We start from the raw sequence: 24578 nt of genomic DNA, 5'->3' as shown, positions 1-24578 counted from the left end.
AACGGCATCCCGAGGGGCACCCGGCCGGCGAACGTGCCGGGTGCCCCCGAGGCGTCTACCGTGAAGATCACGGACCCGGCACACCCCACGTTAGGTAAACTAAGCAAAGTGCCGTAGGGAGCGGCACGTCAGGTGCGCCGGGAAGTCTGGTCGGCATGTGCATTTCGCCTGCCTCCGGAGGTATCTCGTGCCCGCGCCCCGCCTCACCCCCCGCAAGGTCCTCGGCCGGCTGTCCCTGCCCGAGCGGACCTTCGTCGCGGACGCGCTGCGCACCGAGACCGTGGGCGGTGTCCTGCTGCTCCTCGCCGCCGTGGCCGCGCTGATCTGGGCGAACATCCCCGCCCTGCGCCACAGCTACGCGAGCGTCGGCCACTTCCACCTCGGCCCCGACGCCCTCGGCCTGCATCTGTCCGTCGCCCACTGGGCCGCCGACGGCCTGCTCGCGGTGTTCTTCTTCGTCGCCGGCATCGAACTCAAGCGCGAGCTGGTCGCGGGCGATCTGCGCGACCCCAGAGCGGCCGTGCTGCCCGTGGTGGCGGCGCTGTGCGGAATGGCCGTACCGGCGCTCGTCTACGCGCTCACCAACGTCGCCGGGGGCGGTTCCCTCCAGGGCTGGGCGGTGCCCACCGCCACCGACATCGCCTTCGCGCTCGCCGTGCTCGCGGTCATCGGCACCTCGCTGCCCAGTGCCCTGCGCGCCTTCCTGCTCACTCTCGCGGTCGTCGACGACCTGTTCGCGATCCTGATCATCGCGATCTTCTTCACCGACCGGCTGAACTTCGCCGCCCTGGGCGGGGCCGTCGCCGGGCTCGCCGTCTTCTGGCTGCTGCTGCGCAAGGGCGTGCGCGGCTGGTACGTGTACCTGCCGCTGGCCGTCGTCGTGTGGGCGCTGATGTACAACAGCGGCGTGCACGCGACCGTCGCCGGCGTGGCGATGGGCCTGATGCTGCGCTGCACCACCCGGGAGGGTGAGGAGCACTCGCCGGGCGAGCACATCGAGCACCTGGTGCGGCCCCTGTCGGCCGGGCTCGCCGTACCGCTGTTCGCGCTGTTCAGCGCCGGGGTGCCGATATCCGGCGGGGCGCTCGGGGACGTGTTCACCCAGCCCGAGACGCTCGGCGTCGTGCTCGGCCTGGTCGTGGGCAAGACGGTGGGCATATTCGGCGGCACCTGGCTGACCGTCCGCTTCACCCGGGCGCGGCTCAGCGAGGAACTGGCATGGGCCGACGTCTTCGCGGTGGCGTCGCTCGCGGGGATCGGCTTCACGGTCTCGCTGCTCATCGGCGAGCTGGCCTTCGCGGGCGAGAGCCTTCTCACCGGCGAGGTGAAGGCGGCCGTCCTCACCGGATCACTGATCGCGGCGGTGTGCTCGACGGTGCTGCTGAAGCTGCGCAACGCCCGATACCGCAGACTGTGCGAGGACGAGGAGCGCGACGAGGACCTCGACGGCGTCCCGGACGTCTACGAGCAGGACGACCCGGCGTACCACCTGCGCATGGCGGAGATCCATGAGCGCAAGGCCGCGGAACACCGGCGTCTGGCCGCCGAGCGGGCGGCCGCGGCACGCCACGGGCTTGCGGAAGTGCCGGGCGGGGCAGGCGAGGAGGGCGACCGTCCGGCATGATCTGACGAGACGGTACAAAACAAGACGGCCGCACGCGCACGGCGGCTGCGCCGGACGGCCGTACGAGCGACGGATCTCCGGCACGGCACACGTGCGGCACGAGAGACCACTGAGGGAGAACGCGATGAGCGCACCCGACGGCAGCCCGGTCGGCGCCGAACGCAGCATCGGCCAGCTGTTCGCCTCGGCGACGACCGAAATGTCGGCGCTGGTGCACGACGAGATCGCCCTGGCCAAGGCCCAGCTGAAGCAGGACGTGAAGCGCGGCGCGGCGAGCGGCGGCGCCTTCTCGCTGGCGGGCGCGGTACTGGTGTTCTCCCTGCCGATGCTCAACTTCGCCCTGGCCTACGGCATCCGCACCTGGAGCGGCTGGAACCTGGCCGTCTGCTTCCTGCTGTCCTTCGCGGCCAACGTGCTCGTCGCCGGGCTTCTCGCGCTCATCGGCGTCACGTTCGCGAAGAAGGCCAAGAAGAGCCAGGGTCCGCAGAAGGTGGCGGCCTCGATGAAGGAGACGGCGAGCGTCCTGCAGAACGCCAAGCCGCACCCGCGCCCGGAGCTGCCCGAGGACCGGGCTCCCGCGGCCATCGAGGCTGTGGCACGCTCGTCGTCATGACGGACCCCGCCGCCCCCTCGCCCGTGCGGATCGACCTCCCGGACGGGAGGCAGGTCACGCACCGGGATGTCGCCGCCAACGGCGCCCGCTTCCACATCGCCGAGCTGGGTGACGGCCCCCTGGTACTGCTCCTGCACGGCTTCCCGCAGTTCTGGTGGACCTGGCGGCACCAGCTGGCCGCGCTCGCGGACGCGGGCTACCGGGCGGTGGCGATGGACCTGCGGGGCGTCGGCGGCAGCGACCGCACGCCCCGCGGGTACGACCCCGCCAACCTGGCCCTGGACGTCACCGGGGTGATCCGCTCCCTCGGCGAGCCGGACGCCGCGCTGGTCGGTCACGACCTCGGCGGCTATCTGGCGTGGACGGCGGCGGCCATGCGGCCCAAGCTGGTCCGGCGCCTCGCCGTGGTGTCCATGCCGCACCCGCGGCGCTGGCGCGCGGCGATGCTGCGGGACGCCCGGCAGACGGCCGCCAACTCCTACATCTGGGGGTTCCAGCGGCCCTGGCTTCCGGAGCGTCAACTGACCGCCGACGGGGGCGCGCTGGTGGGCCGGCTGATCCGGGAGTGGTCCGGGCCCCGGCTGCCGGAGGACGCGGCCGTGGAGACGTACCAGCGGGCCATGTCCATCCCGTCCACCGCACACTGCTCCATCGAGCCGTACCGCTGGCTGGTGCGTTCGCTGGCCCGGCCGGACGGCGTGCAGTTCTACCGCAGGATGAAGCGGCCGGTGCGGGTGCCCACGCTGCATCTGCACGGCTCGCTGGACCCGGTGACCCGGACGCGCAGCGCGGCCGGTTCGGGCGAGTACGTCGAAGCGCCGTACCGCTGGCGGCTGTTCGACGGCCTCGGGCACTTCCCGCACGAGGAGGACCCGGCGGCCTTCTCCACGGAGCTGGTCAACTGGCTCAAGGACCCCGAGCCGGACCGGTGAGCCGGCGGTGACGGCCCGGATGCGTGGAGTATCCGGTTCCTGAACAGTTGTCCCCCGAACGGCCACATGCCTTCCGCATAGGCCAATTGGGGGGCGCGCGGGCGATTATGGACCTTGGGGCGGGGGCACACGTCGGGGTATGGGCTGGACGCACGACTACAGTGACGCACCCCGCAACCGCCGCTCGAGCACGGGGCTGAGCACGCCACAGCGAGGTACCTCGCAACTCGCGGAAGGAGACCTCCGGGTGGGGATTCCGCGCATCCTGCGCCGTCGGGCCCGCTGGGTCTCGGTACGCCTGCGTCACACACGGGGCTGACGCCGCCGCGCCGTCCTACAGGGCGCAGCTGTCCGTACCCACCTGCTCGTTCGCCGTACGCCCCCGTTCGATGTCGGGCCGGATCTCGTCCGCCGTCAGGGCGTAGCCGGTGTCCGCGTCGTCGAGGGACTTGGCGAACACCACGCCGTACACCTTGCCGTCCGGGGTGAGCAGCGGGCCGCCGGAGTTGCCCTGACGCACGGTGGCGTACAGGGAGTAGACGTCGCGGCGGACCGTGCCGCGGTGGTAGATGTCCGGGCCGTTGGCCGCGATGCGCCCGCGCACGCGCGCGGCGCGCACGTCGTACGAGCCGTTCTCCGGGAAGCCCGCGACGATCGCACCGTCGCCGCCGACCGCGTCCTGGGCGGTGAACCGCAGCGCGGTCGACCTCAGGTCCGGTACGTCGAGTACGGCGATGTCGCGCTTCCAGTCGTACAGCACGACCTTCGCGTCGTACTTGCGGCCCTGACCGCCTATCTGCACCCGCGGCGCGTCGACCCCGCCGACCACGTGCGCGTTGGTCATCACGCGGCGGTCGGCGAAGACGAAGCCGGTGCCCTCCAGGACCTTGCCGCAGCTCTGGGCGGTGCCGGTGACCTTGACGATGGAGCGCTGGGCGCGCAGGGCGACCGGGCTGCGGGCGAGGGCCGGGTCGGGCGGCTGGACGTCCTTGATCGGCTCGTTCGCGAACGGGCTGAAGACCTGCGGGAAGCCGTTCTGCGCGAGCACGGAGGAGAAGTCCGCGAACCAGGTGTCGGCCTGCGCGGGCAGCGCCCGGGAGACGCCGAGGAGCACCTTGGAGCCGCGGACCTCCTTGCCGAGCGTCGGCAGGGTCGTACCGGCCAGGGCGGAGCCGATCAGCCAGGCCACCAGGAGCATCGCGACGACGTTGACCAGCGCGCCGCCGGTGGCGTCCAGGGCGCGGGCCGGGGACCAGGTGATGTGGCGGCGCAGCTTGTTGCCGAGGTGGGTGGTCAGGGCCTGGCCCACGGAGGCGCAGACGATGACGACGACCACGGCGACGACGGCGGCAGTGGTGCTGACCTCGGCGTTCTCGGTCACGGCGGCCCAGATGACGGGCAGCGCGTACACGGCGACGAGGCCGCCGCCCAGGAAGCCGACCACCGACAGGATGCCGACGACGAAGCCCTGGCGGTAGCCCACCACCGCGAACCACACCGCCGCGACGAGCAACAGGATGTCCAGCACGTTCACTGCTTCAGGCCTCGCCTACTCACTCCGGTCCCCGCGGCCCGGCCGGGGGTCCGGGGGCCCGCGGCGCAGCCGCCGACGTCACAGCCCCCGGAAAGGACAGCACGGGGATCACCCTGTCATGCGTGCCAGTCCAGCGGGACCTGCTTCTCCCGGTCCCAGGGGCGCTCCCAGCCGGCGTAGTGCAGCAGGCGGTCGATCACTCCGGCCGTGAATCCCCACACCAGGGCCGATTCGACCAGGAATGCCGGACCGCTGTGGCCTCGGGGGTGGACGGCGGTGGCGCGGTTGGCGGGGTCCGTGAGATCCGCCACGGGGACGGTGAAGACCCGCGCGGTCTCCTTCGGGTCGACGACCCCCACCGGGCTGGGCTCGCGCCACCAGCCGAGCACGGGGGTGACCACGAAACCGCTGACCGGGATGTACAGCCTCGGCAGCACGCCGAAGAGCTGCACGCCGGAGGGGTCGAGCCCGGTCTCCTCCTCGGCCTCGCGCAGCGCCGCGCGCAGAGGGCCCTCGCCCTGCGGATCGCCGTCCTCCGCATCCAGCGCGCCGCCCGGGAAGGACGGCTGGCCCGCATGCGAGCGCAGCGTGCCCGCGCGCTCCATGAGCAGCAGCTCGGGGCCCCGCTCCCCCTCGCCGAACAGGATGAGCACGGCCGACTGCCGCCCCGAGCCGTTCTCCGGCGGCAGGAAGCGGCTCAGCTGGAGGGGCTGGACCGTCTCGGCGGCGTGCGCGACGGGCTCCAGCCAGTCCGGCAGCCCTTCCTTGCTGAGCGCCACCGGGCCGCCCTGTGTGTCGCTTGTCCTCGTCATCGCCACCCCCGTCGCTCTGCCCTCTGCAACGCCCGAGGGGCCCGAGATCGTTCCGTCACGCGGCCCCCAGCGGCGGCGCCGGGCGACCGCCCGCGTCGAGATAGGACTGCGGGGGCTTGAGCCGCTGTCCCGGGAAGCCGCCCTTCTCGTACTTCAGGAGCTTCTTCGCCTTCTCCGGGTCGGTCTCGCCCTCGCCGTAGGCCGGGCAGAGCGGGGCGATGGGGCAGGCCCCGCAGGCGGGCTTGCGGGCGTGGCAGATGCGGCGGCCGTGCCAGATGACGTGGTGGGACAGGTCGGTCCAGTCGCTCTTCGGGAAGAGCGCGCCGACGGCGGCCTCGATCTTGTCGGGGTCGGTCTCGTCGGTCCACTGCCAGCGCCGGACCAGCCGCTGGAAGTGGGTGTCCACGGTGATCCCGGGCCGGCCGAAGGCGTTGCCGAGGACGACGAAGGCCGTCTTGCGGCCCACACCGGGCAGCTTGACCAGGTCCGCCAGCCGGCCGGGCACCTCGCCGCCGAAGTCCTCGGCGAGGGCTTTGGAGAGCCCTATCACCGACCTGGTCTTGGCGCGGAAGAATCCGCAGGGGCGCAGGATCTCCTCGACCTCCTCCGGGTTGGCGGCGGCGAGGTCCTCGGGGGTGGGGTACTTGGCGAAGAGCGCCGGGGTGGTCTGGTTGACGCGCAGGTCGGTGGTCTGCGCCGACAGCACGGTGGCCACCAGCAGCTGGAAGGAGTTCTCGAAGTCCAGCTCGGGGTGGGCGTACGGGTACACCTCGGCCAGTTCGCGGTTGATGCGGCGGGCGCGGCGGACCAGGGCGGTGGGTGACTCGCCGGCCGGCGGCTTGACGGCGGTCTTCCTGACGGGCGCGGCCTTCTTGGCGGGCTTCTCGACGGACGCGGCCGTGGTCACGGCTCTCCTGGCGGGCGCCGCCTTCTTCGCGGCCTTTTCGGCCGCCTTCTTCACCGTCTTACCGGCGGGTGCGGCCTGCTCGGCGGGCGCGGGCCTCTCGGCGGAAGCGGCCTTCTTCGCGGGCCCGTCCTTCTTCGAAGCCGCCCCTCCCCCCGAGGTATCCCTTTTAGATGATTTGCCCGTTTTATTACTTCCTTCGGATCCGCGTTCGCCCACAGCGGAATCGCGACGTACAACCACCCGCCCAGCCCCCTTGTCCTGTGCTCTCACCGGCGATTTGGACACCCGGCCAGCCTAAAGCCCGGCACTCGCATCCGCTCCGGACCCCGCGAAGCGGTCCCCGATTGGACCCCTGACGCTTACCCCGGGACACCTGTGCGGCATCCTTGTGACAGATCACACTGTTTGGACCGTCCGGCAAAATGGGGAACACGGTCCCCTGGCACATGGGGGAGCAAGATCCCCTGAGCAGGTCGACAAGGAGAGAACTCGTGGACGACGTTCTGCGGCGCAACCCGCTCTTCGCGGCTCTCGACGACGAGCAGGCCGCGGAGCTTCGCGCCTCCATGAGTGAGGTGACCCTGGCACGCGGCGACTCCCTCTTCCACGAGGGCGACCCCGGGGACCGGCTGTACGTCGTCACCGAGGGCAAGGTGAAGCTGCACCGCACTTCCCCCGACGGCCGCGAGAACATGCTCGCCGTCGTCGGCCCCGGCGAACTGATCGGCGAACTGTCGCTGTTCGACCCGGGCCCCCGTACGGCCACCGCGACCGCGCTGACCGAGGTCAAGCTGCTCGGTCTCGGTCACGGCGACCTCCAGCCCTGGCTGAACGCCCGCCCCGAGGTGGCCGGCGCCCTGCTGCGCGCCGTCGCCCGCCGCCTGCGCAAGACCAACGACGCGATGTCCGACCTGGTCTTCTCGGACGTCCCCGGCCGCGTGGCGCGCGCTCTGCTGGACCTGTCCCGCCGCTTCGGCGTGCAGTCCGAAGAGGGCATCCACGTCGTCCACGACCTCACGCAGGAGGAGCTGGCCCAGCTGGTCGGCGCCTCCCGCGAGACCGTGAACAAGGCCCTCGCCGACTTCGCCCAGCGCGGATGGCTCCGCCTGGAGGCACGGGCCGTGATCCTGCTGGACGTGGAGCGGCTGGCCAAGAGGTCGCGCTGACCGCCCCCCGGAACCGCCCCGGCGCGACGGCTGACCGCCCCCCGGAGTCGCCCCGGCGCGACGGCTGACCGTCCCCGGGAGCGGGCCCCGGCGCCAAGGCCGGCCGCCTCGGTGAGCGGCCCCGGCGCAAGCGCCGAACGCCCCTCGGGAAGCTGCCCCGGCGTCGGAAATCGGCTGCTCGGGGCGGGTGGGCGCGGCACAGTGGGCGCATGCGCGAAACCGCTCACCGTCCCGGCCTCGACGCCCAGGGCTTCCTCGCCCGCGAGGGCTCCCTCGCGCGCGTGCCCGACGCCTTCCGCCCGGTCGTGGCCGCCGCCCGCGACCGGCTCCCGGACGCCTTCGGGGCACGGCTGCACAGCGCGTACCTCTACGGCTCGATCCCCCGCGGCACCGCGCGCGTGGGGCGCAGCGACCTGGACCTGTTCGTCGTGCTGCGCGAGGAGCCGACCGACGGCGACCGGAACACCGTACGGGCCCTCGGTGCGGCGATGGACGCGCGGTTCCCGCAGATCGACGGCGTCGGCACGCTTCTCCACGGCCGGGAGCGGCTGCTGAGCGAGCTGGAGCGGTACGACCTGGCGTGGTTCGTCGCCTGCCTGTGCACCCCGCTGCTCGGCGACGACCTCGCCGCGTCCCTGCCCCGCTACCGCCCCGACTCCCTGCTCGCCCGCGAGACCAACGGCGACCTCGCCCGGTGGCTGCCGCGCTGGCGGGAGCGGATCGAGGGGGCGGAGGACAGCGAGGAGGCCCGCAGGCCGCTCGTGCGCTTCATGTCCCGGCACCTGGTGCGCACGGGGTTCACCCTCGTCATGCCCCGCTGGCGGGGCTGGACCAGCGATCTGCGGGAGATGGCCGGGGTGTTCGGCGCGTACTACCCCGAGCGGGCCGCACAGATGCGCACGGCGGCGGAGTACGGCTGCGAACCCGTCGGCGACCCGGCGCTCCTGCGGTCGTACGTGGACGACCTCGGTCCCTGGCTCGCCGGCGAGTACGCGCGCGTGCACGGCATCAAGGCGCCCCGCCCGGACTAGGGCCTCCCGTTTGGATCATGCCGGGCTCGCGGGCCCTGGCACCGCTCCCTGATCCGGCCTGATCCAAACGAAAGACCCTAGATCAGCCCGTGCTCGCTCAGGTAGTCCAGCTGGGCCCGGACCGAGAGTTCCGCCGCCGGCCACAGCGAGCGGTCCACGTCGGCGTACACGTGGGCGACGACCTCGGCCGGGCGGCGGTAGCCGTTCTCGACGGCGGTCTCCACCTGGGCGAGCCGGTGGGCCCGGTGGGCGAGGTAGAACTCGACGGCGCCCTGGGCGTCCTCCAGGACCGGCCCGTGCCCAGGCAGGACGGTGTGCACGCCGTCGTCCACCGTCAGGGACCTCAGCCGCCGCAGGGAGTCCAGATACTCGCCGAGCCGGCCGTCGGGGTGCGCCACGACGGTCGTGCCCCGCCCCAGGACGGTGTCACCGGTCAGCACGGCCCGGTCGGCCGGGAGATGGAAGGACAGCGAGTCCGCGGTGTGCCCGGGGGTCGGTACGACCCTCAGCTCCAGGCCGCCGACGGCGATCACGTCCCCGGCGGCCAGGCCCTCGTCGCCGAGCCGCAGCGCGGGGTCGAGGGCACGCACGCGCGTGGCGGTCAGTTCGGCGAACCGGGCGGCGCCCTCGGCATGGTCGGCGTGGCCGTGGGTGAGCAGGGTCAGGGCTATGCGCCGGCCGGCCTTCTCCGCCGTGTCCACGACGTTGCGCAGGTGGCCGTCGTCCAGCGGCCCGGGGTCGATCACCACGGCCAGGTCGGAGTCGGGCTCGGCGACGATCCAGGTGTTGGTGCCGTCCAGGGTCATCGCGGAGGCGTTGGGCGCGAGGACGTTGACCGCCCGTTCGGTGGCCGGCCCCGAGAGGACCCCGCCCCGGGGCTGGCCCGGCAGGGCTGCTGCGTCGGTCATGCGGGGCCTCCACCGGTGGTCGACGGGGTGGTCGTCGGGGTGTGCGACGGGTTGCCCGCCGGAGCGGCCGACGGAGCTGCGGGGGCCGTGGGGGCCGTCGCCGGCCCCGACGTCGGAATGTGCTTGGTGAACTCGTCGTGCCCGGGCCAGGACAGGACGATCTCGCCGTCCTGGAGGCGGGCTTTCGCCAGCACCGGCGTCATGTCGCGCGCGGGCGCCGCGGCCAGCGTCTCGCCGGCGGTGCCGTACCGGAGCAGCTGGCGCAGGGTGGCGATGGTGGGCGGCATCATCAGCAGCTCGCCCTTGTCGTATCCGGCCGCGGCCTCCTCGGGCCGGATCCACACCGTGCGGTCGGCCTCCGTGGAGGCGTTCCGGGTGCGCTGCCCCTCGGGGAGGACGGCCACGAAGAACCAGGTGTCGTAGCGGCGGGACTCGAACTCGGGGGTGATCCAGCGGGTCCAGGCGCCCAGCAGGTCCGAGCGCAGCACCAGGCCGCGCCGGTCGAGGAACTCGGCGAAGGACAGTTCGCGCGCGACCAGGGCGGCGCGGTCGGCCTCCCAGTCGTCGCCGGTGGTGTCGCCGACGACCGAGTCCGCGTCCGGACCGGCGAGCAGGACGCCCGCCTCCTCGTACGTCTCGCGCACGGCCGCGCAGACGACGGCCTGGGCACCGCTCTCGTCGACGCCGAGCCGCTGCGCCCACCACGCGCGCGGGGGACCCGCCCAGCGGATCTGCCGGTCGTCGTCCCGTGGGTCGACCCCGCCCCCGGGATACGCGTACGCGCCTCCGGCGAAGGCCATGGAGGCGCGTCTGCGCAGCATGTGGACGGCCGGCCCGGCCGGTGTGTCCTTCAGGAGAAGCACCGTGGCCGCGCGCCGGGGGGACACCGGGGTGAGCGTGCCGTCCGCGAGCGCGCGGATGCGGTCGGGCCACTCCGGGGGGTACCACTGACCGTTCGCCATGGCCGGAGGCTATCCCGTATAGGGCGAATGTTCGAGAGGTGCCCGAGGTCAGCGGGACCCCGGTGGTCTAGTGGGCGAGTTCCACCTGGATCTCGACCTCGACCGGCGCGTCCAGCGGCAGCACCGCGACACCGACCGCGCTGCGGGCGTGCACGCCCTTCTCGCCGAGGGCCTCGGCGAGCAGCTCGCTGGCGCCGTTGATGACGCCGGGCTGCCCGGTGAAGTCGGACGCCGAGGCGACGAAACCGACGACCTTCACGACACGCGCGATGCGGTCCAGGTCACCGACGACGGACTTGACGGCCGCGAGCGCGTTCAGCGCGCAGGTGCGGGCCAGGTCCTTGGCCTCCTCCGGCGTGACCTCGGCGCCCACCTTGCCGGTGACCGGCAGCTTGCCCTCCACCATCGGCAGCTGGCCCGCGGTGTAGACGTACACGCCGGACCGTACGGCCGGCTGGTACGCGGCCAGCGGCGGTACGACGTCCGGCAGGGTCAGGCCCAGTTCGGCCAGCTTGGCCTCCACCGCGCTCATGCCTGCTTCTCCCGCTTCAGGTAGGCCACGAGCTGCTCGGGGTTGGGCCCGGGCACGACCTGGACGAGCTCCCAGCCGTCCTCGCCCCAGGTGTCCAGAATCTGCTTCGTGGCATGGACGAGCAGCGGCACGGTTGCGTATTCCCACTTGGTCATGGGCCGACTGTAGCCGCTGTGACGCACGGGACAGGCCGACGGTCGGGGCGGCCGTTATCCACAGCCTCCCGCGTGATCGTCGGCCGGACTGGTTAGTCTCGAAGACGTGAGCAGGCTCCAGGTCGTCAGCGGCAAGGGCGGGACCGGAAAGACGACGGTCGCCGCCGCACTCGCGCTGGCCCTCGCGACCGAGGGGAAGCGGACGCTTCTCGTGGAGGTCGAGGGCCGGCAGGGCATCGCACAGCTCTTCGAGACGGAGGCGTTGCCCTATGAAGAGCGGAAGATCGCGGTCGCTCCGGGCGGCGGTGAGGTGTATGCCCTCGCCATCGATCCGGAACTGGCCCTTCTGGACTATCTCCAGATGTTCTACAAGCTCGGCGGGGCGGGCCGGGCCTTGAAGAAGCTCGGCGCGATCGATTTCGCCACCACGGTCGCGCCCGGCCTCAGAGACGTCTTGCTGACCGGCAAGGCGTGCGAGGCCGTGCGCCGAAAGGACAAATCCGGACGGTTCGTGTACGACTACGTCGTCATGGACGCGCCGCCGACCGGCCGCATCACCCGTTTCCTCAATGTCAACGACGAGGTGGCGGGCCTCGCGAAGATCGGCCCGATACACAATCAGGCGCAGGCCGTCATGCGGGTGCTGAAGTCACCGGAGACGGCGGTGCACCTGGTGGCGCTGCTGGAGGAGATGCCGGTCCAGGAGACCGCCGACGGCATCGCGGAACTCCGCGCGGCGCGGCTGCCGGTGGGCCGCGTCATCGTGAACATGGTCCGGCCCGAGGTGTTGGACGCGGCCGATCTGGAACTCGTACGGACCGTGGAGCGTTCCTCGGTCGCACAGGCCCTCTCGGCGGCCGGACTGGGCGGGGCCCGGCGGGGCGGGAACGCCGAGAAGCTGGTGGATCCGCTGCTGGACCAGGCCGCGGAGTACGCCGAGCGGTACGCGCTGGAGCAGGAGCAGCGCGCGGTCCTCGGCGAGCTGGACCTGCCGCTGCACGAACTGCCGTTGTTCGCCGAGGGCATGGACCTCGCGGGCCTGTACGAACTCGCCACCGAGCTGCGAAAGCAGGGGTTGTCATGAGTCCGGACCGAGCAGAGGCGCGGGAGGCCCCCGCGGAACCGGAAGCCCCCGAAGCCCCGAGGACCGCGGACGGGCGGAAGACGGGCGGCGGGCGGAAGACGGGCGAGGCGCAGGAGACGGCCCCCCGGCGGCTGTCCCCCGCGCGCGTGCTCGACGTCGATCCGCTGCTGGACGACCCGAAGACCCGGATCGTGGTGTGCTGCGGCTCGGGCGGGGTCGGCAAGACGACGACCGCGGCGGCCCTCGGGCTGCGGGCGGCCGAACGGGGCCGCAAGGTGGTCGTGCTGACCATCGACCCGGCCAGGAGGCTGGCCCAGTCGATGGGCATCGACTCCCTCGACAACGTCCCGCGGCGGGTGAAGGGCACCGAGGGCGACGGCGAGCTGCACGCCATGATGCTCGACATGAAGCGCACCTTCGACGAGGTCGTGGAGGCGCACGCCGACCGGGAGCGGGCCGCGGCGATCCTGGCGAATCCCTTCTACCAGTCGCTCTCGGCGGGCTTCGCGGGCACGCAGGAGTACATGGCCATGGAGAAGCTGGGCCAGCTGCGGGCGCGGGACGAGTGGGACCTGATCGTGGTCGACACCCCGCCGTCCCGTTCGGCGCTGGACTTCCTGGACGCGCCCAAGCGGCTCGGTTCCTTCCTGGACGGCCGGCTCATCCGCCTGCTGACCGCTCCGGCCAAGCTCGGCGGTCGCGCGGGGATGGCCTTCCTCAACGTCGGCATGTCGATGATGACCGGCACCCTGGGCAAGCTGCTGGGCGGTCAGCTGCTGAAGGACGTGCAGACGTTCGTGGCCGCGATGGACACCACCTTCGGCGGCTTCCGTACGCGCGCGGACGCCACCTACAAGCTGCTCCAGGCTCCCGGCACGGCGTTCCTGGTGGTGGCGGCTCCCGAGCGGGACGCGTTGCGCGAGGCGGCGTACTTCGTGGAGCGGCTGGCCGCGGAGAAGATGCCCCTGGTGGGCCTGGTGCTGAACCGGGTTCATGGCAGCGGCGCCGGTCGGCTGTCCGCCGAGCGGGCGCTCGCCGCCGCGGAAAATCTTGAGGACCCCCGCATTGTGGATCAGGGGGACGGGAAAGCTGGACTTCGTAACTCTCCCGACACGTACGGCAGTTCACAACCTCCCGCATCCGAGACCGCGCCCACTGCTCCCGAAGAAGGCTCCCCCGCCGACCCGGAGCACTCCGTCGACCGGCTCACCGCGGGACTGCTGAGACTGCACGCCGACCGCATGCAGTTGCTCTCCCGTGAGCAGCGCACGCGCGACCGCTTCACCGCCCGCCATCCCGAGGTGGCGGTGGTCGAAGTGCCCGCACTGCCCGGCGACGTCCACGACCTCACGGGCCTGCGCGACATCGGGGACCGGCTGGCGGCCGGGCGACCGGAGCACCCGTAGGCGCGCACACGGCAGCACACGGCAGCACACCGCACGACAGCACGCAGAGGCAGGTACAGAGCGCACGTGGACACGCACGTGACGCACGGCACACGCAGCCATGGCCCCACGCGGTCCTGGCCACACACTCGGCGGGCGCCGCACCAAGGCGCGGGACGTCTGCCAGGAGTGAGGCGGCCGGGCCGTGACGAGGCGGGCCAGACCGCAGCGGTGCGCCCCTGGAGTGTGCCCCTGGGGTGCGCCGGAGGGGGGTGCCCTCAGCTCACCGCCGCGTAGTTCTCGTACACCTCGTCGCTGTCGAGGGGCACGATCCCAACGCCGCGCTCGTACTCCGAGCGGGCGGTTTCCAGCAATCTGCGCCACGAGGTCACGGTGGGACGCCGGCGCAGCAGTGCGCGGCGCTCCCGCTCCGTCATGCCTCCCCACACGCCGAACTCGACGCGATTGTCCAGCGCGTCCGCCAGGCACTCGGTGCGTACCGGACATCCGGTGCACACCGCCTTGGCCCTGTTCTGCGCTGCTCCCTGAACGAACAGTTCATCCGGATCGGTAGTGCGGCAGGCAGCCTGCGCACTCCAGTCGGTTACCCAGCCCATACCGGCGCCGTCCTCTCCCGAATCGAGGCTCCCCCACGGCGGCAGCGGCATATTCACCGCCGCCAGTTGAGGACGTTACGGAAGGTGGGGACAGCGCAACACCCCCTTCGGGCCCAATCTTGAATGGCCCGAACGGACTATGGGTAAGCGGCAGATCACCCGCGGGAGTGAGCTGGCGACATGCGTGATCATCCCGGCATACCGGGACGGTTGTGGTGCGTCACACCGGGCACCAGGTGGCACACACGGCGGATCCGGGCTCGTCTCCCCCAGGGAACGGGCACGCTCCCGGAGAATTTCGGGCTACATCCGGAACGATTCGGGGCCGCCGGACGTATTGATGCATGACCGCATTGCTGTGACAGTTGAGAGCAGCTTAGGCCAAGGCCTGTGCGCGTGTCCGGCGATTGGGAAGGTAGACACCCCGACGTACCGTGCCATGGCGCGGACCGGCGCACACCGGTGCCCGCTCGGGCGGTACGTCACGATCCGGCACCCGGAACATCCCGAGAAGCGGTCGCTCCCTCGGAACGCTCAACAGTACGGATTAGGCTGCCCCCATGCCAAAGAAGCGCTCGGGCGGCGGTCTGTCGCCCATGCAGCAGGCCGCCAAGTTCCTCGGTGTCAGTGTGCTCGCCGGAGCCGTGATGGCGGGCATCGCGCTGCCCGCGGCCGGCGCGCTGGGCCTCGCGGCCAAGGGCTCGGTCAAGGGCTTCGACGAGATCCCGGCCAACCTGAAGAGTCCGCAGCTGAGCCAGCGCACGACGATCCTGGACGACCAGGGCCATCAGATCGCGACCGTCTACTCCCGTGACCGTACGGTGGTGGACCTCAAGGACATCTCGCCGTACATGCAGAAGGCGATCGTCGCGATCGAGGACTCGCGCTTCTACAAGCACGGCGCCGTCGACCTCAAGGGCGTGCTGCGCGCCCTGAACAAGAACGCGCAGTCGGGCGGGGTCGCCCAGGGTGCCTCCACGCTCACCCAGCAGCTGGTGAAGAACTACTTCATCGAGGAGGCCGGCGACGACCCGACCAAGGTCGCCGAGGCCACCCAGCAGACCCTGGGCCGCAAGATCCGCGAGCTGAAGTACGCGATCCAGATCGAGGACAAGCTCGGCAAGAAGAAGATCCTCGAGAACTATCTGAACATCACCTTCTTCGGCGAGCAGGCCTACGGCGTCGAGGCCGCCGCCCAGCGGTACTTCTCCAAGCACGCCAAGGACCTGAACGTGCAGGAAGCGGCGCTGCTGGCCGGCATCGTGCAGTCCCCGAGCCGTTACGACCCGGTCAACGACGAGGCGGAGGCCACCAAGCGGCGCAACACCGTCCTGCAGCGCATGGCGGAGGTCGGCGACATCTCCCAGAAGGAGGCCGACCAGGCCAAGGAGAAGCCGCTCGGCCTGCACACCAGCCGCCCCAAGAACGGCTGCATCACCGCGGCGAAGGGCGCCGGCTTCTTCTGTGACTACGTCCGCCAGGTCGTCCTCACCGACCCGGTCTTCGGCGAGACCAAGGAGAAGCGGGCCAAGCTCTGGAACCGCGGCGGCCTGACGATCCGTACGACGCTCGACCCGCAGGCGCAGCAGTCCGCGCAGGAGTCCATCAAGGACCACGTCTACAAGAGCGACGCCGTGGCGACCGCCGCGACCATCGTCGAGCCCGGCACCGGCAAGATCCTCGCCATGGGCCAGTCCCGCCCGTACGGCGTCAACATCCGGAACGACGAGACGACGATCAACCTGTCCGTCAACCACGACATGGGTGGCGGCGTCGGCTACCAGCCCGGTTCGACGTTCAAGCCGATCGTCGCCGCGGCGGCCATCGAGGGCGGGAAGCCCCCGACCCAGGAGTACTCGTCGCCGTACGAGATGACGTACCCGAGCCCGGTGTCCGCGTGCGACGGCAAGGTGTGGCGCGACGACCCCCGCAAGCCCACCAAGCTGACCAACGAGAACGAGGAGGAGCACGGCCCGTACGGCATGAAGGAGGCGACCGCGAAGTCGGTCAACACCTACTACGTGCAGCTGATCAGCGACATCGGCATCTGCCCGGTCGTCGACATGGCCAAGAAGATGGGCGTGCAGCGCGCGGACGGCCGTCAGATCCGGCAGGCGCCCTCCATCGCGCTCGGCACCCAGGAGATGTCCCCGCTGACGATGGCGAGCGCGTACGCCGCCTTCGCCTCGCGCGGCATGTACTGCACGCCGGTCGCCATCGCGTCGATCACGCAGAAGGTCGGCAGCGAGCGGAAGTCCCTGGCGGTGCCGAAGTCGACCTGCTCGCGGGCGATGTCGGAGAAGACCGCCGACACGGTCAGCACGCTGCTCAAGGGCGTGGTCGAGGACGGCACGGGTCAGGAGGCCGGTCTCGGCAGCCGCCCGAGCGCGGGCAAGACGGGTACCACGGACGAGCGCTACGCGGCCTGGTTCGTGGGCTACACCCCGAACATGGCGGGCGCGGTCTGGGTCGGCGACCCGCAGCACAAGCGCAAGATGACCAGCATCACCATCGGCGGCGTCCCGCACGACAAGGTCTACGGCGGTGAGGTCCCGGGACCGATCTGGCGCGACATGATGAGCGGCGCGCTGGAGGGCAAGCCCGCTCCCGACTTCAACCTGGTCGACATCCCCGACGACACCCACGAGGGTGATGATCAGGGAAAAGGCGATCGGGGGGACAACGACGGGAACAACGGGGACACGACGGGAAGGGTCATCGGGGGACTGATCGGCGGCCTGACCGACGGGGGCGCCACTGACGGCGGCACCACGGGCGGCGACACCACGGGTGGCACGCCCGGCGGCAACACCGGCGGGACGTTCCCGACGCCGACGTTCTCCATCCCCGAGGGCTTCATCGAGGGCCAGGGGAACGGCGGGAACGGCCACGGCATCGGGGGCCGCCGGGGCTGACGGGTTCCGTTCGCGGTACGGCGGCCACGGCGGCCACGGCAGTCAGTCACGGCAGCCGTGGCCGCCGTGGTAGTCGCGGCAGCCGTGGTAGTCGCGGCAGTCGCGGCAGCCGTACGGCGAACAGCACGAGAGCGGTACGCCGACGGGGCCGCACCTCCGGGAGGGGGTGCGGCCCCGTCGATCGACGTACCGGCGGCATCGGCTGTGCCGCCGCGCCGTCCGTGTCGGGCTGTCAGCCGTGTCGGCGTGTCAGCCGGATCGGCTGTACTGCCGTGCTTCCGAACTGCCGTGTCAGCCGTATGGCACCGAGGGGCGCCGGGGCTGGCGGGGCTGGCGGATTGGATTCCGTCGTTGCCCTGCCGGCGGCTGCGGGAAGCCGGCTGCGTCAGCCCTGGAGCAGCTTCTTCACCACCGCGGCGACCCGGCCGCCCTCCGCCAGGCCGGCCACCTTCGGGTTCACGATCTTCATGACGGCGCCCATGGCCCGCGGCCCCTCGGCACCGGCGGCCTTCGCCTCCTCCACGGCCTGGGCGACGATCGCGTTCAGCTCCTCGTCGGACAGCTGCTTGGGCAGGTACTCGGCGAGCACCTCGCCCTCCGCCTTCTCCCGCTCGGCCGACTCCGCACGACCACCCTGCGCGAAGGCATCGGCCGCCTCACGGCGCTTCTTCGCCTCACGGGTGATCACCTTGAGGACCTCGTCGTCGGAGAGCTCCCGCTTCTCCTTGCCCGCGACCTCCTCCTTGGTGATCGCGGCGAGGGTCAGCCGGAGCGTCGAGGAGCGGAGCTCGTCGCGCTCCTTGATCGCGGCGTTGAGGTCGTCGTGCAGCTTCGACTTGAGCGTGGTGGTCATGACCACGATTGTCGCAGGTGCACCGTCGGCTACGCCCGCTCATTTATCCGACCGCCGGTCTCATCGTCGTCAACCGGTCTGACACGATGGGCGTATGCGCGCGCGATACGGAGTTCCCCTGGGAATCGTGGCGGCCGGCGCCGCCGGCCTGGTGTATGCGGCGGGCTTCGAGGCCCGTTCCTTCCGCCTCCGACGGATCACCGTCCCCGTCCTGCCCCCGGGCATGCGCCCGCTGCGCGTGCTGCAGGTCTCCGACATCCACATGGTGAGCGGACAGCGCAAGAAGCAGCGCTGGCTGCAGTCGCTGGCGGGCCTGCGCCCCGACTTCGTGATCAACACGGGCGACAACCTGTCGGACCCGGAGGGCGTCCCCGAGGTGCTGGACGCCCTGGGTCCGCTGATGGAGTTCCCGGGCGCGTACGTCTTCGGCTCCAACGACTACTACGGCCCCAAGCTCCGCAACCCCGCCCGCTACCTGCTGGAGAAGGCGAGCGGACGCCACGGCCTGAACGGCAACCCGCCGGCGGTGGCCGCGATCCACAACCCGTGGGAGGACCTGCGGGACGGCTTCGACGCGGCGGGCTGGCTGAACCTGACGAACACCAGGGGCGCCCTCAAGATCGAGGGCGCTTCCATCGAGCTGACCGGCCTGGACGACCCGCACATCAAGCGCGACCGCTACGCCCGGGTGGCCGGGGGGCCGTCGGAGTCGTACGACTTCTCCCTGGCCGTGGTCCACGCCCCCTACCTGCGGGTGCTGGACGCGTTCACGGCGGACGCCTATCCCCTGATCCTGGCCGGCCACACGCACGGCGGCCAGCTCTGCATCCCCTTCTACGGCGCCCTGGTCACCAACTGCGACCTGGACACGGACCGCGTGAAGGGCCTGTCCACGCACACGGCGGAGGGCCGTACGTCCTACCTCCACGTGTCGGCGGGCTGCGGCACCAACCGCTACACCCCGGTCCGCTTCGCCTGCCCGCCGGAGGCGACGCTGCTGACGCTGGTGGGCAGGGAGTAGAGAGCGCGGGGGTCGGACACCGGGGGAACCGGACAATCGGGGGAACCGGACAATCGGGGGAAGCGGGGGGAACCGGACAACCGGGAATCCAGGGGCCGGCAACAACGAACCGGGAGGTCGGCAAGCGGCTAGCCGGGAGCCGCGGAGACCGGAGACCGGAAACCGCCGAAACCGGGAGCCGCGGAAACCGGGAGCCGGAACCCCGGAGCCGGGGTAACCCACACGGCGCAATCCACCTGGCCGGGCCCCTCCCCCGCTCCTAGCGTGAAGGCATGACCGCCCCGATACCCAGGGACATCCCGGACCTGCCCGCGATCCCGGGCCCGCCCCTGCTGCTGCCCGCCCCGGTACCGGCCACGGCGGTGGTGGCCCCGATCCGCCGTCCCACGGCCGCGGCGCTCCGCCTGGCGATCGCCGTGGTGGCGGCCGGAGGCGTCGCGCTGGAACTGCTGCTCAGCACGCCGGCCCGCGCCCTGAGCTACTTCAGCGTCCAGGCCAACATCCTGGTGGCCCTGGTCATGCTCCTGTCGGCGGGAAGGGCCTGGCGGGCCCGCCGCGCACTGCCGTCCGCCGTGACAGGCGCCACGCTCCTCTACGCCGTGATCACGGCGCTGGTCTACCACCTGCTCCTGGACCACTCGACGCCCCCGTTCTCCATGACCGGCGCGACGACGGCCCCGGAGCGCTGGCACGCCCAGTGGGCGGTCCTCCAGGTCCTCCACGTCCTGGTCCCGACGGCAGTGGTGCTGGACTGGCTGTTCCTCACCCCCGCGGCACGCCTGCGGCTCCGCCAGGCCGCGTCCTGGCTCCTCTACCCCCTGGCGTACCTGGCCTTCTCCTTCATCCGAGCCGCCTTCCTCGCCCCCTCGAACCCGGCCCGCTACCTCTATCCCTTCCTGGACGTGACGGCCCACGGCTACCGCAGCACCCTGGCCAACGCCCTCCTCCTGGGCCTCGCGATCTACGCCCTGGCCGTCCTCCTGGTGGCCCTGGACCACACCCGCCCGACCCCGTTCCGCCACCCCGTCTAAAGCGGATTTCGTCTACAGCCACCGGTGGGCTAAAGTAAACGACGTCGCCGCGAGAAGCAGCGACACCGGGGTGTAGCGCAGCTTGGCAGCGCGCTTCGTTCGGGACGAAGAGGTCGTGGGTTCAAATCCCGCCACCCCGACAGCCGAAGTAGCAGATCAGGCAGGTACTGACTTCAGTACCTGCCTGATCTGTTTCTGCGTGCGTGTCTATCTGCGTGACTAACGCTTTCCGTGTGTCTACGGCCGCCGCTCTTGCGCGCCAAAGATGCCGTCCATGACCACGGCACCGGTCTGGATCACGGGCCGGATCTGCTTCCGGTAGACCTCCTCGGTCACGGCCGTCCCCGAGTGCCCGACGAGCCGGGAGATCTCCTCCAGTGGCACACCCCGGTCGGAGAGCAGGGACACGAAGCTGTGCCGCAGCTCCCTCGGCGTCCACTCCTCCGGGGTGATCCCGTCGATGCCCTTGAGCGCCTGGCGGAAGGCACGGCGAACGTTGGCGGCATCGAGCGGCTTGCCGACGGCCGACGAGAAGACCAGGCCGTGTTCCTCCCACTCCTCATCAGCGGCGAGCCGATCCCACCCCTGATCCTCGAACTGCTGCCAGAGGGCGTCCACGCAGCGCGCCGGCAGGGCGAGCGTGCGCCGGGACTTCCGAGTCTTCGTGTCCCCACTCCTCCGGACCGACCGCCAGACGGCGATGTGCGGAGGCTGCGGCGGGTCGAGGTCCGGCCGGCCTTTCAGGAAGACGTGGTCCCAGGTAAGGGCCCGCAGCTCCTCGGTGCGGGCCCCGGTCAGCAGGGCGACGACAATGTACGCGTACATCGAGGTCCCCTCGGCGCCCTTGAGCACAGCCTCGGCCTGGGCGAAGGTGAGCGCCTTGGACGGACGCCCCGCCTGGCCCTGAGGCACCGAGCACAGCTCGACGACGTTGCGCTTCACCTTGTCCCGCGCCATGGCCCGCTTGACCGCGCGGTTGAGACAGGAGTGGATTCCCTGGAGCGTGCGCGTGCTGAGCGTCTTCGCCTTGGTGGCCAGCCAGCGATCTACGTCTTCAGCGCTCAGCTCCCGCAGCTTGCGAGCGCCGAGCGAGGAGATCACATGTTTCTCGCTCAGGAGTGTCACGGTGTCGACGGTGCTGGGATCGAGGCCCGCCAAGCCGTACGTCAACCAGTCCGTCACGGCGTCCTTGACCGTGTAGTTGGTGGGTGCGATCGCAAGGCCGTCTTCGTGGTCCCGCAACACCTCCTTGAGCTTGTTCTTCGCCTCCGTCTTGGTTTTGCCGCTCCCTCGCTTCACGATCCGCTTGCCGCTCGGATCAAAACCCAGGTTCGCCGTGGCGATCCACCGTTGCCGCTTCTCGTCCCAGTGCAGGCCGCCGTCACCGCGGCTCCGACGCTTGGTCATCAGGCCGCTCGCTCCATCTGTCCGGCGATGAAGTCGCCCAGGGCGGATGCGGGGATGCGCCGGCACCGGCCGATGGTGATTGAGGGCAGGCGTCGCGTGCGGATCAGGTCGTACACCTTGGATCGGCCGAGCCGCAGACGGGCCATCACCTCGGCAACGGTCAGAAGTTCGTCATCGTGCACGGTCGGGTTCTCCTTGTGCGTAAAGAACGTCTGATCGAGAGGGAGAGAGGACGGCTTCCGCGTCTGTCAGTCCGGTTCCGGCGAAGCGCCAGTGGGAGAGGACGAGGACGGTGTCCGGGTCGGGCAGCGGGTGACCCGCCTCGGCGGCGCGTGCGCGGGTCAAGGCTTCGTTGTGGTCGACGCGTTCCTGGCGGAGGGCGCCGAGGGTCACGGAGTAGGCCCGGGACTTGGTGGAGAAGTGGCCGCGGAACCCGAGCATGTGAGCCCACTTGCGCAGGCGCAGGGCTCCAAGTTCGGGGAACCCACCGAGGTGCCAGCAGGTGAGGATCATCCGCCGCGCGTGGTCGGTGACGCCGGAGCCGATCAGGTCCGTGATCGGGTTGCGGACGGGACGGTCCAGGGTGCCGGCGGACTCGGCGCCCTTGGTGGCGTACTTGGCGATGTAGGCCGCCATGGCCCGGCTGGACAGCTCCGAGCTGCCCGCGAAGTCGGCGGAGCGGATGGGGCGGATGTCGAGCTGGTCACCGAAGCGGAAGGTGTAGGCGTGGCCGTCGAGGGCGGGGCCGGGTGCCTCGGCGAGACGGGTCGCAGTGCGGATCGCGTCGGTGAGGAGTTCGGTCGTGGCCCAGGCCGGTGGGGTGGACTCGGCACCGTCCGGGCCGTCGAGGCGGATGACGGCGTGGAAGTGGACGGCACCGCGCCGCTGGTACTCGGCGACCTTGGCGTACGAGACCTTGAGGCAGTCGCGCAGCGCGGTCCGGGTGACGCCCGCGCGAGAAGCTAGCTGCTGGCGCAAGTAGGTGGTGAAACGGGCCCAGAGGGCACCGGCGTGGGCATTCCAGAGGACGGCTGCCCGGTAGTCGTACCGCTCCGCGTTCAGCGGCGTGCCCAGGGCGCGGTCGTCCTCCGGGTGGGAGCGTCCGCAGCGGCAGCGTCCACCGGCGGGGCGGTTGTGGACGGGGCCGAAGGAAGGGGCAGTGAACGTGGCGAACACGCGGGGGTGTTGCGCGACGGCAGGACTAATGCCCTTGCCGCCGCTCAGACCCGCTGTGACCAGGTGGAACGTGTCCTTGCGGTACGTCTCGGCGCAGGCGGCGCACCGGGTGGCGCGGCGGTTGTTGCAGCGGATGAGGAGCTGTCCGGCAGGCAGGTCGCGGTCGATGACTTCGCGGACGATCTCGCCCGTGGCGGCGTGGACGTCAAGCCGGTGGCCCTCCATTCGGACGGGCCGCTCACAGCCGCCGAGACGCTGGATCTGCCGGGCGTAAGCACTCACGTCGCCGTGCCGGGCGAGGGCGGCCAGGTGACGGATGGCTCCCAGGGGAGCCGGCAGGCGCATGTGCGGGTTCCTCCTTGAGTGGTCTGGGGTGGCCGCCCGGCCTGCCTGTCGAGGGGGCTAGACAGCAACGGCAAGCCGGACGGAAGCAGCCGTCGATTCAGCGGCGGGTGAGCAGAGAGCGGGTGACGACGGCACAGACGGCGACCGAGGTGGCGGTCAGTGCGACGGCGAGGAGCATGGAGACGAGGACGGCACCGACGACCAGGACCACGGCGGTGCCACCGCCGACCAGGGCGAGAACGGTGGCGGGGGTGAGCTGGACGGCCGGGCGAGGTGCGGCTGGAGCCGGGGAGGCCGGCGGCGTGGCTGAGGGGGCCGGGGTGACCGTGGCCGGCTCGATGGCGGTGGAACGGGTGACCAGGCCAGTCGGCTGCGGCATGGTCGGGATCTTCGGCCGGAACATGAGGGATCTCCTTTCGCGGGCTACTTGACGAGGGAGTTGATGACGGGGGCCAGCTGGCTGTCGGCGAGGAGGTAGCCGCCGAGGAGGAGTACGGCGATGAGCCACCAGGGCGGGCGGATGAGCTTGACGCCGAGGACGCCGACGACGAGCAGGGCGAGCCAGAGCGGAACGTCCATGGGGTGGTCTCCTGTCAGGCCGAGCAGCGGTGGGTGCGGGCGGCGAGTTCGGCGGCGGCGCGGGAGTCGTACTCGGCCGAGAAGTCGCAGCGGGGCGCGGTGCAGGCGGCCAGGTGGCGATGCCTGCCCCGATCGACGTAGGAGGCCACGTTCACGGGGCCGATACGGCGGACGTTGCGGAAACGGCGGTTCATGGCGGTGCTCCTCTCACAGGTGGGCGGCGACGGAGGCGGTCATGGACGGGGGCAGGCCGAGCCGGGCGCGGACGGCGTCGGGGTCGGCGGGGCGGCCGGTGGCCAAGCGGTGTTCGTCGACCAGGGCCCGGACACGGTCGATGAGGACGGGAGGCAGCGCCACGGCGGAGCTGGGCGGCGGAGCCGGGACGGTTTCCGGCTCAGGGGCGGCGGGCTCGGGAGCCGGTGCCGGTAGTGCATCCGGCACGGGAGCATCGACGGCGGCCGGTGAGCTGGCCTGGCCCTGGGGAGGGTCAGCCGCGGGCGCTTCCGGGACCGCCGACGTGTCTTGGCCGTGCGGTGTGTGGGCCAGGAGGGTGCCGCCGAAGAAGGCGATGGCGGGCCAGCCCGCGACGACGACGCGGAGCGACGCGGGGACGTGGTCCAGGTCGAGGAGCCCGGCGGTGGCGACGTTGGCGCCGAGAGATGCGGCCAGTGCCACCAAGAACCACAGCCGCGGGCTGCCGGCTACCTGCCCCGCTCGCTGCAACTGGCGCATCCGTCGCCAAGCGGCGACGAGCAGCAGGTCCACGCTGACGGGATAGGCCCAAGCCTTCCAGCCGCCCTGTCCGGCCGCCGCGGCGAGGTCGTGCAGGTGGGAGAAGGACAGGGCGCCCGCGATGACTGCTTGGACGACAACGGCGTCCACGCGGACCAGGTGGGCACGCATCGGCTCCGGTTCCTTCCTGCTTTGGGCATGGGAGGGGTAGGGACATGGCGCGAGGCGGTCACGCCGGCCGTGAGGTGATGGAGCGG

27 protein-coding genes and 1 tRNA gene are annotated in these 24578 nt (G+C 71.3%); 12 read left to right on the top strand and 16 right to left on the bottom strand.

Annotated features, from left to right (window positions below):
* The first annotated feature begins 187 nt into the window (after nucleotides 1-187).
* The 4 genes from nhaA (at nucleotide 188) to ACZ7KF_RS23255 (ending at nucleotide 3488) form a co-directional block, all read left to right on the top strand.
* The gene (gene nhaA / locus ACZ7KF_RS23270) at nucleotides 188-1624 is read left to right on the top strand and encodes a Na+/H+ antiporter NhaA (RefSeq protein WP_471078164.1); all 1437 of its coding nucleotides are present in this window, start codon (nucleotides 188-190) and stop codon (nucleotides 1622-1624) included.
* 124 nt (nucleotides 1625-1748) lie between these two features.
* Nucleotides 1749-2237 carry a phage holin family protein gene (locus ACZ7KF_RS23265; RefSeq protein WP_471078161.1) on the top strand — a complete coding sequence of 163 codons (489 nt, stop codon included), beginning with the start codon at nucleotides 1749-1751 and terminating at the stop codon, nucleotides 2235-2237.
* Nucleotides 2234-3169 carry an alpha/beta fold hydrolase gene (locus tag ACZ7KF_RS23260; RefSeq protein ID WP_471078158.1) on the top strand — a complete coding sequence of 312 codons (936 nt, stop codon included), beginning with the start codon at nucleotides 2234-2236 and terminating at the stop codon, nucleotides 3167-3169. The genes ACZ7KF_RS23265 and ACZ7KF_RS23260 overlap by 4 nt, the downstream gene beginning before the upstream one ends.
* A gap of 139 nt (nucleotides 3170-3308) precedes the next feature.
* On the top strand, nucleotides 3309-3488 hold the full coding sequence (locus ACZ7KF_RS23255; RefSeq protein ID WP_471078155.1) for a hypothetical protein: 180 nt from the start codon (nucleotides 3309-3311) through the stop codon (nucleotides 3486-3488).
* Between the two features lie 15 nt (nucleotides 3489-3503).
* Here the strand turns inward: ACZ7KF_RS23255 and ACZ7KF_RS23250 are convergent, their stop codons facing one another.
* The 3 genes from ACZ7KF_RS23250 to nth form a co-directional block, all read right to left on the bottom strand.
* On the bottom strand, nucleotides 3504-4703 hold the full coding sequence (locus tag ACZ7KF_RS23250; protein ID WP_471078152.1) for a MarP family serine protease: 1200 nt from the start codon (nucleotides 4701-4703) through the stop codon (nucleotides 3504-3506).
* Nucleotides 4704-4819: 116 nt separating this feature from the next.
* Nucleotides 4820-5515 carry an NUDIX hydrolase gene (locus tag ACZ7KF_RS23245; protein WP_471078149.1) on the bottom strand — a complete coding sequence of 232 codons (696 nt, stop codon included), beginning with the start codon at nucleotides 5513-5515 and terminating at the stop codon, nucleotides 4820-4822.
* A gap of 55 nt (nucleotides 5516-5570) precedes the next feature.
* The gene (nth, locus tag ACZ7KF_RS23240; RefSeq protein WP_471078464.1) at nucleotides 5571-6662 is read right to left on the bottom strand and encodes an endonuclease III; all 1092 of its coding nucleotides are present in this window, start codon (nucleotides 6660-6662) and stop codon (nucleotides 5571-5573) included.
* 251 nt (nucleotides 6663-6913) lie between these two features.
* Here nth and ACZ7KF_RS23235 point away from each other — a divergent pair, with 251 nt between their 5' ends.
* Entirely contained in the window at nucleotides 6914-7588 is a 675-nt protein-coding gene (locus ACZ7KF_RS23235; RefSeq protein ID WP_014674022.1) for a Crp/Fnr family transcriptional regulator, read from the top strand.
* A 209-nt stretch (nucleotides 7589-7797) separates the two neighbouring features.
* Nucleotides 7798-8619, top strand: a complete 822-nt coding sequence (locus ACZ7KF_RS23230; RefSeq protein ID WP_471078146.1) for a nucleotidyltransferase domain-containing protein — start codon at nucleotides 7798-7800, stop codon at nucleotides 8617-8619.
* Nucleotides 8620-8696: 77 nt separating this feature from the next.
* Here the strand turns inward: ACZ7KF_RS23230 and ACZ7KF_RS23225 are convergent, their stop codons facing one another.
* The 4 genes from ACZ7KF_RS23225 to ACZ7KF_RS23210 form a co-directional block, all read right to left on the bottom strand.
* Nucleotides 8697-9527, bottom strand: a complete 831-nt coding sequence (locus ACZ7KF_RS23225) for an MBL fold metallo-hydrolase (protein ID WP_471078143.1) — start codon at nucleotides 9525-9527, stop codon at nucleotides 8697-8699.
* Nucleotides 9524-10489 (bottom strand): NUDIX hydrolase, encoded by a 966-nt coding sequence (locus ACZ7KF_RS23220; RefSeq protein WP_471078139.1) that lies wholly within the window; start codon nucleotides 10487-10489, stop codon nucleotides 9524-9526. Before ACZ7KF_RS23220 ends, ACZ7KF_RS23225 begins: the two co-directional genes overlap by 4 nt.
* A gap of 67 nt (nucleotides 10490-10556) precedes the next feature.
* Nucleotides 10557-11021 carry a RidA family protein gene (locus tag ACZ7KF_RS23215; protein ID WP_471078136.1) on the bottom strand — a complete coding sequence of 155 codons (465 nt, stop codon included), beginning with the start codon at nucleotides 11019-11021 and terminating at the stop codon, nucleotides 10557-10559.
* Nucleotides 11018-11176, bottom strand: coding sequence for a DUF4177 domain-containing protein (locus tag ACZ7KF_RS23210; RefSeq protein WP_009189813.1), 159 nt, complete (start codon nucleotides 11174-11176; stop codon nucleotides 11018-11020). Before ACZ7KF_RS23210 ends, ACZ7KF_RS23215 begins: the two co-directional genes overlap by 4 nt.
* A gap of 106 nt (nucleotides 11177-11282) precedes the next feature.
* Here ACZ7KF_RS23210 and bagA point away from each other — a divergent pair, with 106 nt between their 5' ends.
* Nucleotides 11283-12260, top strand: coding sequence for an ATPase BagA (bagA, locus tag ACZ7KF_RS23205; RefSeq protein ID WP_471078133.1), 978 nt, complete (start codon nucleotides 11283-11285; stop codon nucleotides 12258-12260).
* Entirely contained in the window at nucleotides 12257-13666 is a 1410-nt protein-coding gene (gene bagB / locus ACZ7KF_RS23200) for an ATPase BagB (RefSeq protein WP_471078130.1), read from the top strand. Before bagA ends, bagB begins: the two co-directional genes overlap by 4 nt.
* A 257-nt stretch (nucleotides 13667-13923) precedes the next feature.
* On the opposite strand, the gene wblA is transcribed toward bagB, so the two are convergent.
* Nucleotides 13924-14262, bottom strand: coding sequence for a transcriptional regulator WblA (gene wblA / locus ACZ7KF_RS23195; protein ID WP_201841212.1), 339 nt, complete (start codon nucleotides 14260-14262; stop codon nucleotides 13924-13926).
* Between the two features lie 560 nt (nucleotides 14263-14822).
* Between wblA and ACZ7KF_RS23190 the strand changes: the two genes are divergently transcribed.
* Nucleotides 14823-17177 (top strand): transglycosylase domain-containing protein, encoded by a 2355-nt coding sequence (locus ACZ7KF_RS23190; RefSeq protein WP_471078128.1) that lies wholly within the window; start codon nucleotides 14823-14825, stop codon nucleotides 17175-17177.
* Between the two features lie 385 nt (nucleotides 17178-17562).
* Here the strand turns inward: ACZ7KF_RS23190 and ACZ7KF_RS23185 are convergent, their stop codons facing one another.
* The gene (locus ACZ7KF_RS23185) at nucleotides 17563-18030 is read right to left on the bottom strand and encodes a GatB/YqeY domain-containing protein (protein WP_471078124.1); all 468 of its coding nucleotides are present in this window, start codon (nucleotides 18028-18030) and stop codon (nucleotides 17563-17565) included.
* A gap of 94 nt (nucleotides 18031-18124) precedes the next feature.
* On the opposite strand from ACZ7KF_RS23185, the gene ACZ7KF_RS23180 reads away from it, so the two are divergent.
* The 3 genes from ACZ7KF_RS23180 (at nucleotide 18125) to ACZ7KF_RS23170 (ending at nucleotide 20222) form a co-directional block, all read left to right on the top strand.
* Complete coding sequence (locus tag ACZ7KF_RS23180) at nucleotides 18125-19051, top strand: metallophosphoesterase (RefSeq protein ID WP_471078121.1); 927 nt, start codon at nucleotides 18125-18127, stop codon at nucleotides 19049-19051.
* Nucleotides 19052-19323: 272 nt separating this feature from the next.
* Nucleotides 19324-20082, top strand: coding sequence for a Pr6Pr family membrane protein (locus ACZ7KF_RS23175; protein ID WP_471078118.1), 759 nt, complete (start codon nucleotides 19324-19326; stop codon nucleotides 20080-20082).
* A gap of 66 nt (nucleotides 20083-20148) precedes the next feature.
* A tRNA-Pro gene (locus ACZ7KF_RS23170) sits at nucleotides 20149-20222 on the top strand.
* A 97-nt stretch (nucleotides 20223-20319) separates the two neighbouring features.
* Here the strand turns inward: ACZ7KF_RS23170 and ACZ7KF_RS23165 are convergent.
* The 7 genes from ACZ7KF_RS23165 to ACZ7KF_RS23135 form a co-directional block, all read right to left on the bottom strand.
* Complete coding sequence (locus tag ACZ7KF_RS23165) at nucleotides 20320-21489, bottom strand: site-specific integrase (RefSeq protein ID WP_471078115.1); 1170 nt, start codon at nucleotides 21487-21489, stop codon at nucleotides 20320-20322.
* A complete protein-coding gene (locus ACZ7KF_RS23160; RefSeq protein ID WP_471078112.1) occupies nucleotides 21489-21671 on the bottom strand; it encodes a helix-turn-helix domain-containing protein in 183 nt (60 codons plus the stop codon). The genes ACZ7KF_RS23165 and ACZ7KF_RS23160 overlap by 1 nt, the downstream gene beginning before the upstream one ends.
* Nucleotides 21661-23010, bottom strand: coding sequence for a replication initiator (locus ACZ7KF_RS23155; protein ID WP_471078109.1), 1350 nt, complete (start codon nucleotides 23008-23010; stop codon nucleotides 21661-21663). Before ACZ7KF_RS23155 ends, ACZ7KF_RS23160 begins: the two co-directional genes overlap by 11 nt.
* A gap of 97 nt (nucleotides 23011-23107) precedes the next feature.
* Nucleotides 23108-23413 (bottom strand): SpdD-like protein, encoded by a 306-nt coding sequence (locus tag ACZ7KF_RS23150; RefSeq protein ID WP_471078106.1) that lies wholly within the window; start codon nucleotides 23411-23413, stop codon nucleotides 23108-23110.
* Between the two features lie 20 nt (nucleotides 23414-23433).
* Nucleotides 23434-23589, bottom strand: a complete 156-nt coding sequence (locus ACZ7KF_RS23145; protein WP_471078104.1) for a hypothetical protein — start codon at nucleotides 23587-23589, stop codon at nucleotides 23434-23436.
* 14 nt (nucleotides 23590-23603) lie between these two features.
* Nucleotides 23604-23783, bottom strand: a complete 180-nt coding sequence (locus ACZ7KF_RS23140) for a mobile element transfer protein (protein WP_391973099.1) — start codon at nucleotides 23781-23783, stop codon at nucleotides 23604-23606.
* 13 nt (nucleotides 23784-23796) lie between these two features.
* Nucleotides 23797-24492, bottom strand: coding sequence for a DUF2637 domain-containing protein (locus tag ACZ7KF_RS23135; RefSeq protein WP_471078101.1), 696 nt, complete (start codon nucleotides 24490-24492; stop codon nucleotides 23797-23799).
* Nucleotides 24493-24578: the final 86 nt, after the last annotated feature.

The organism is Streptomyces sp. NPDC038200 (assembly GCF_055600785.1).
The sequence above is the reverse complement of the archived record's forward strand: the minus strand, read 5'-3'. Positions and strand labels throughout refer to the sequence as shown.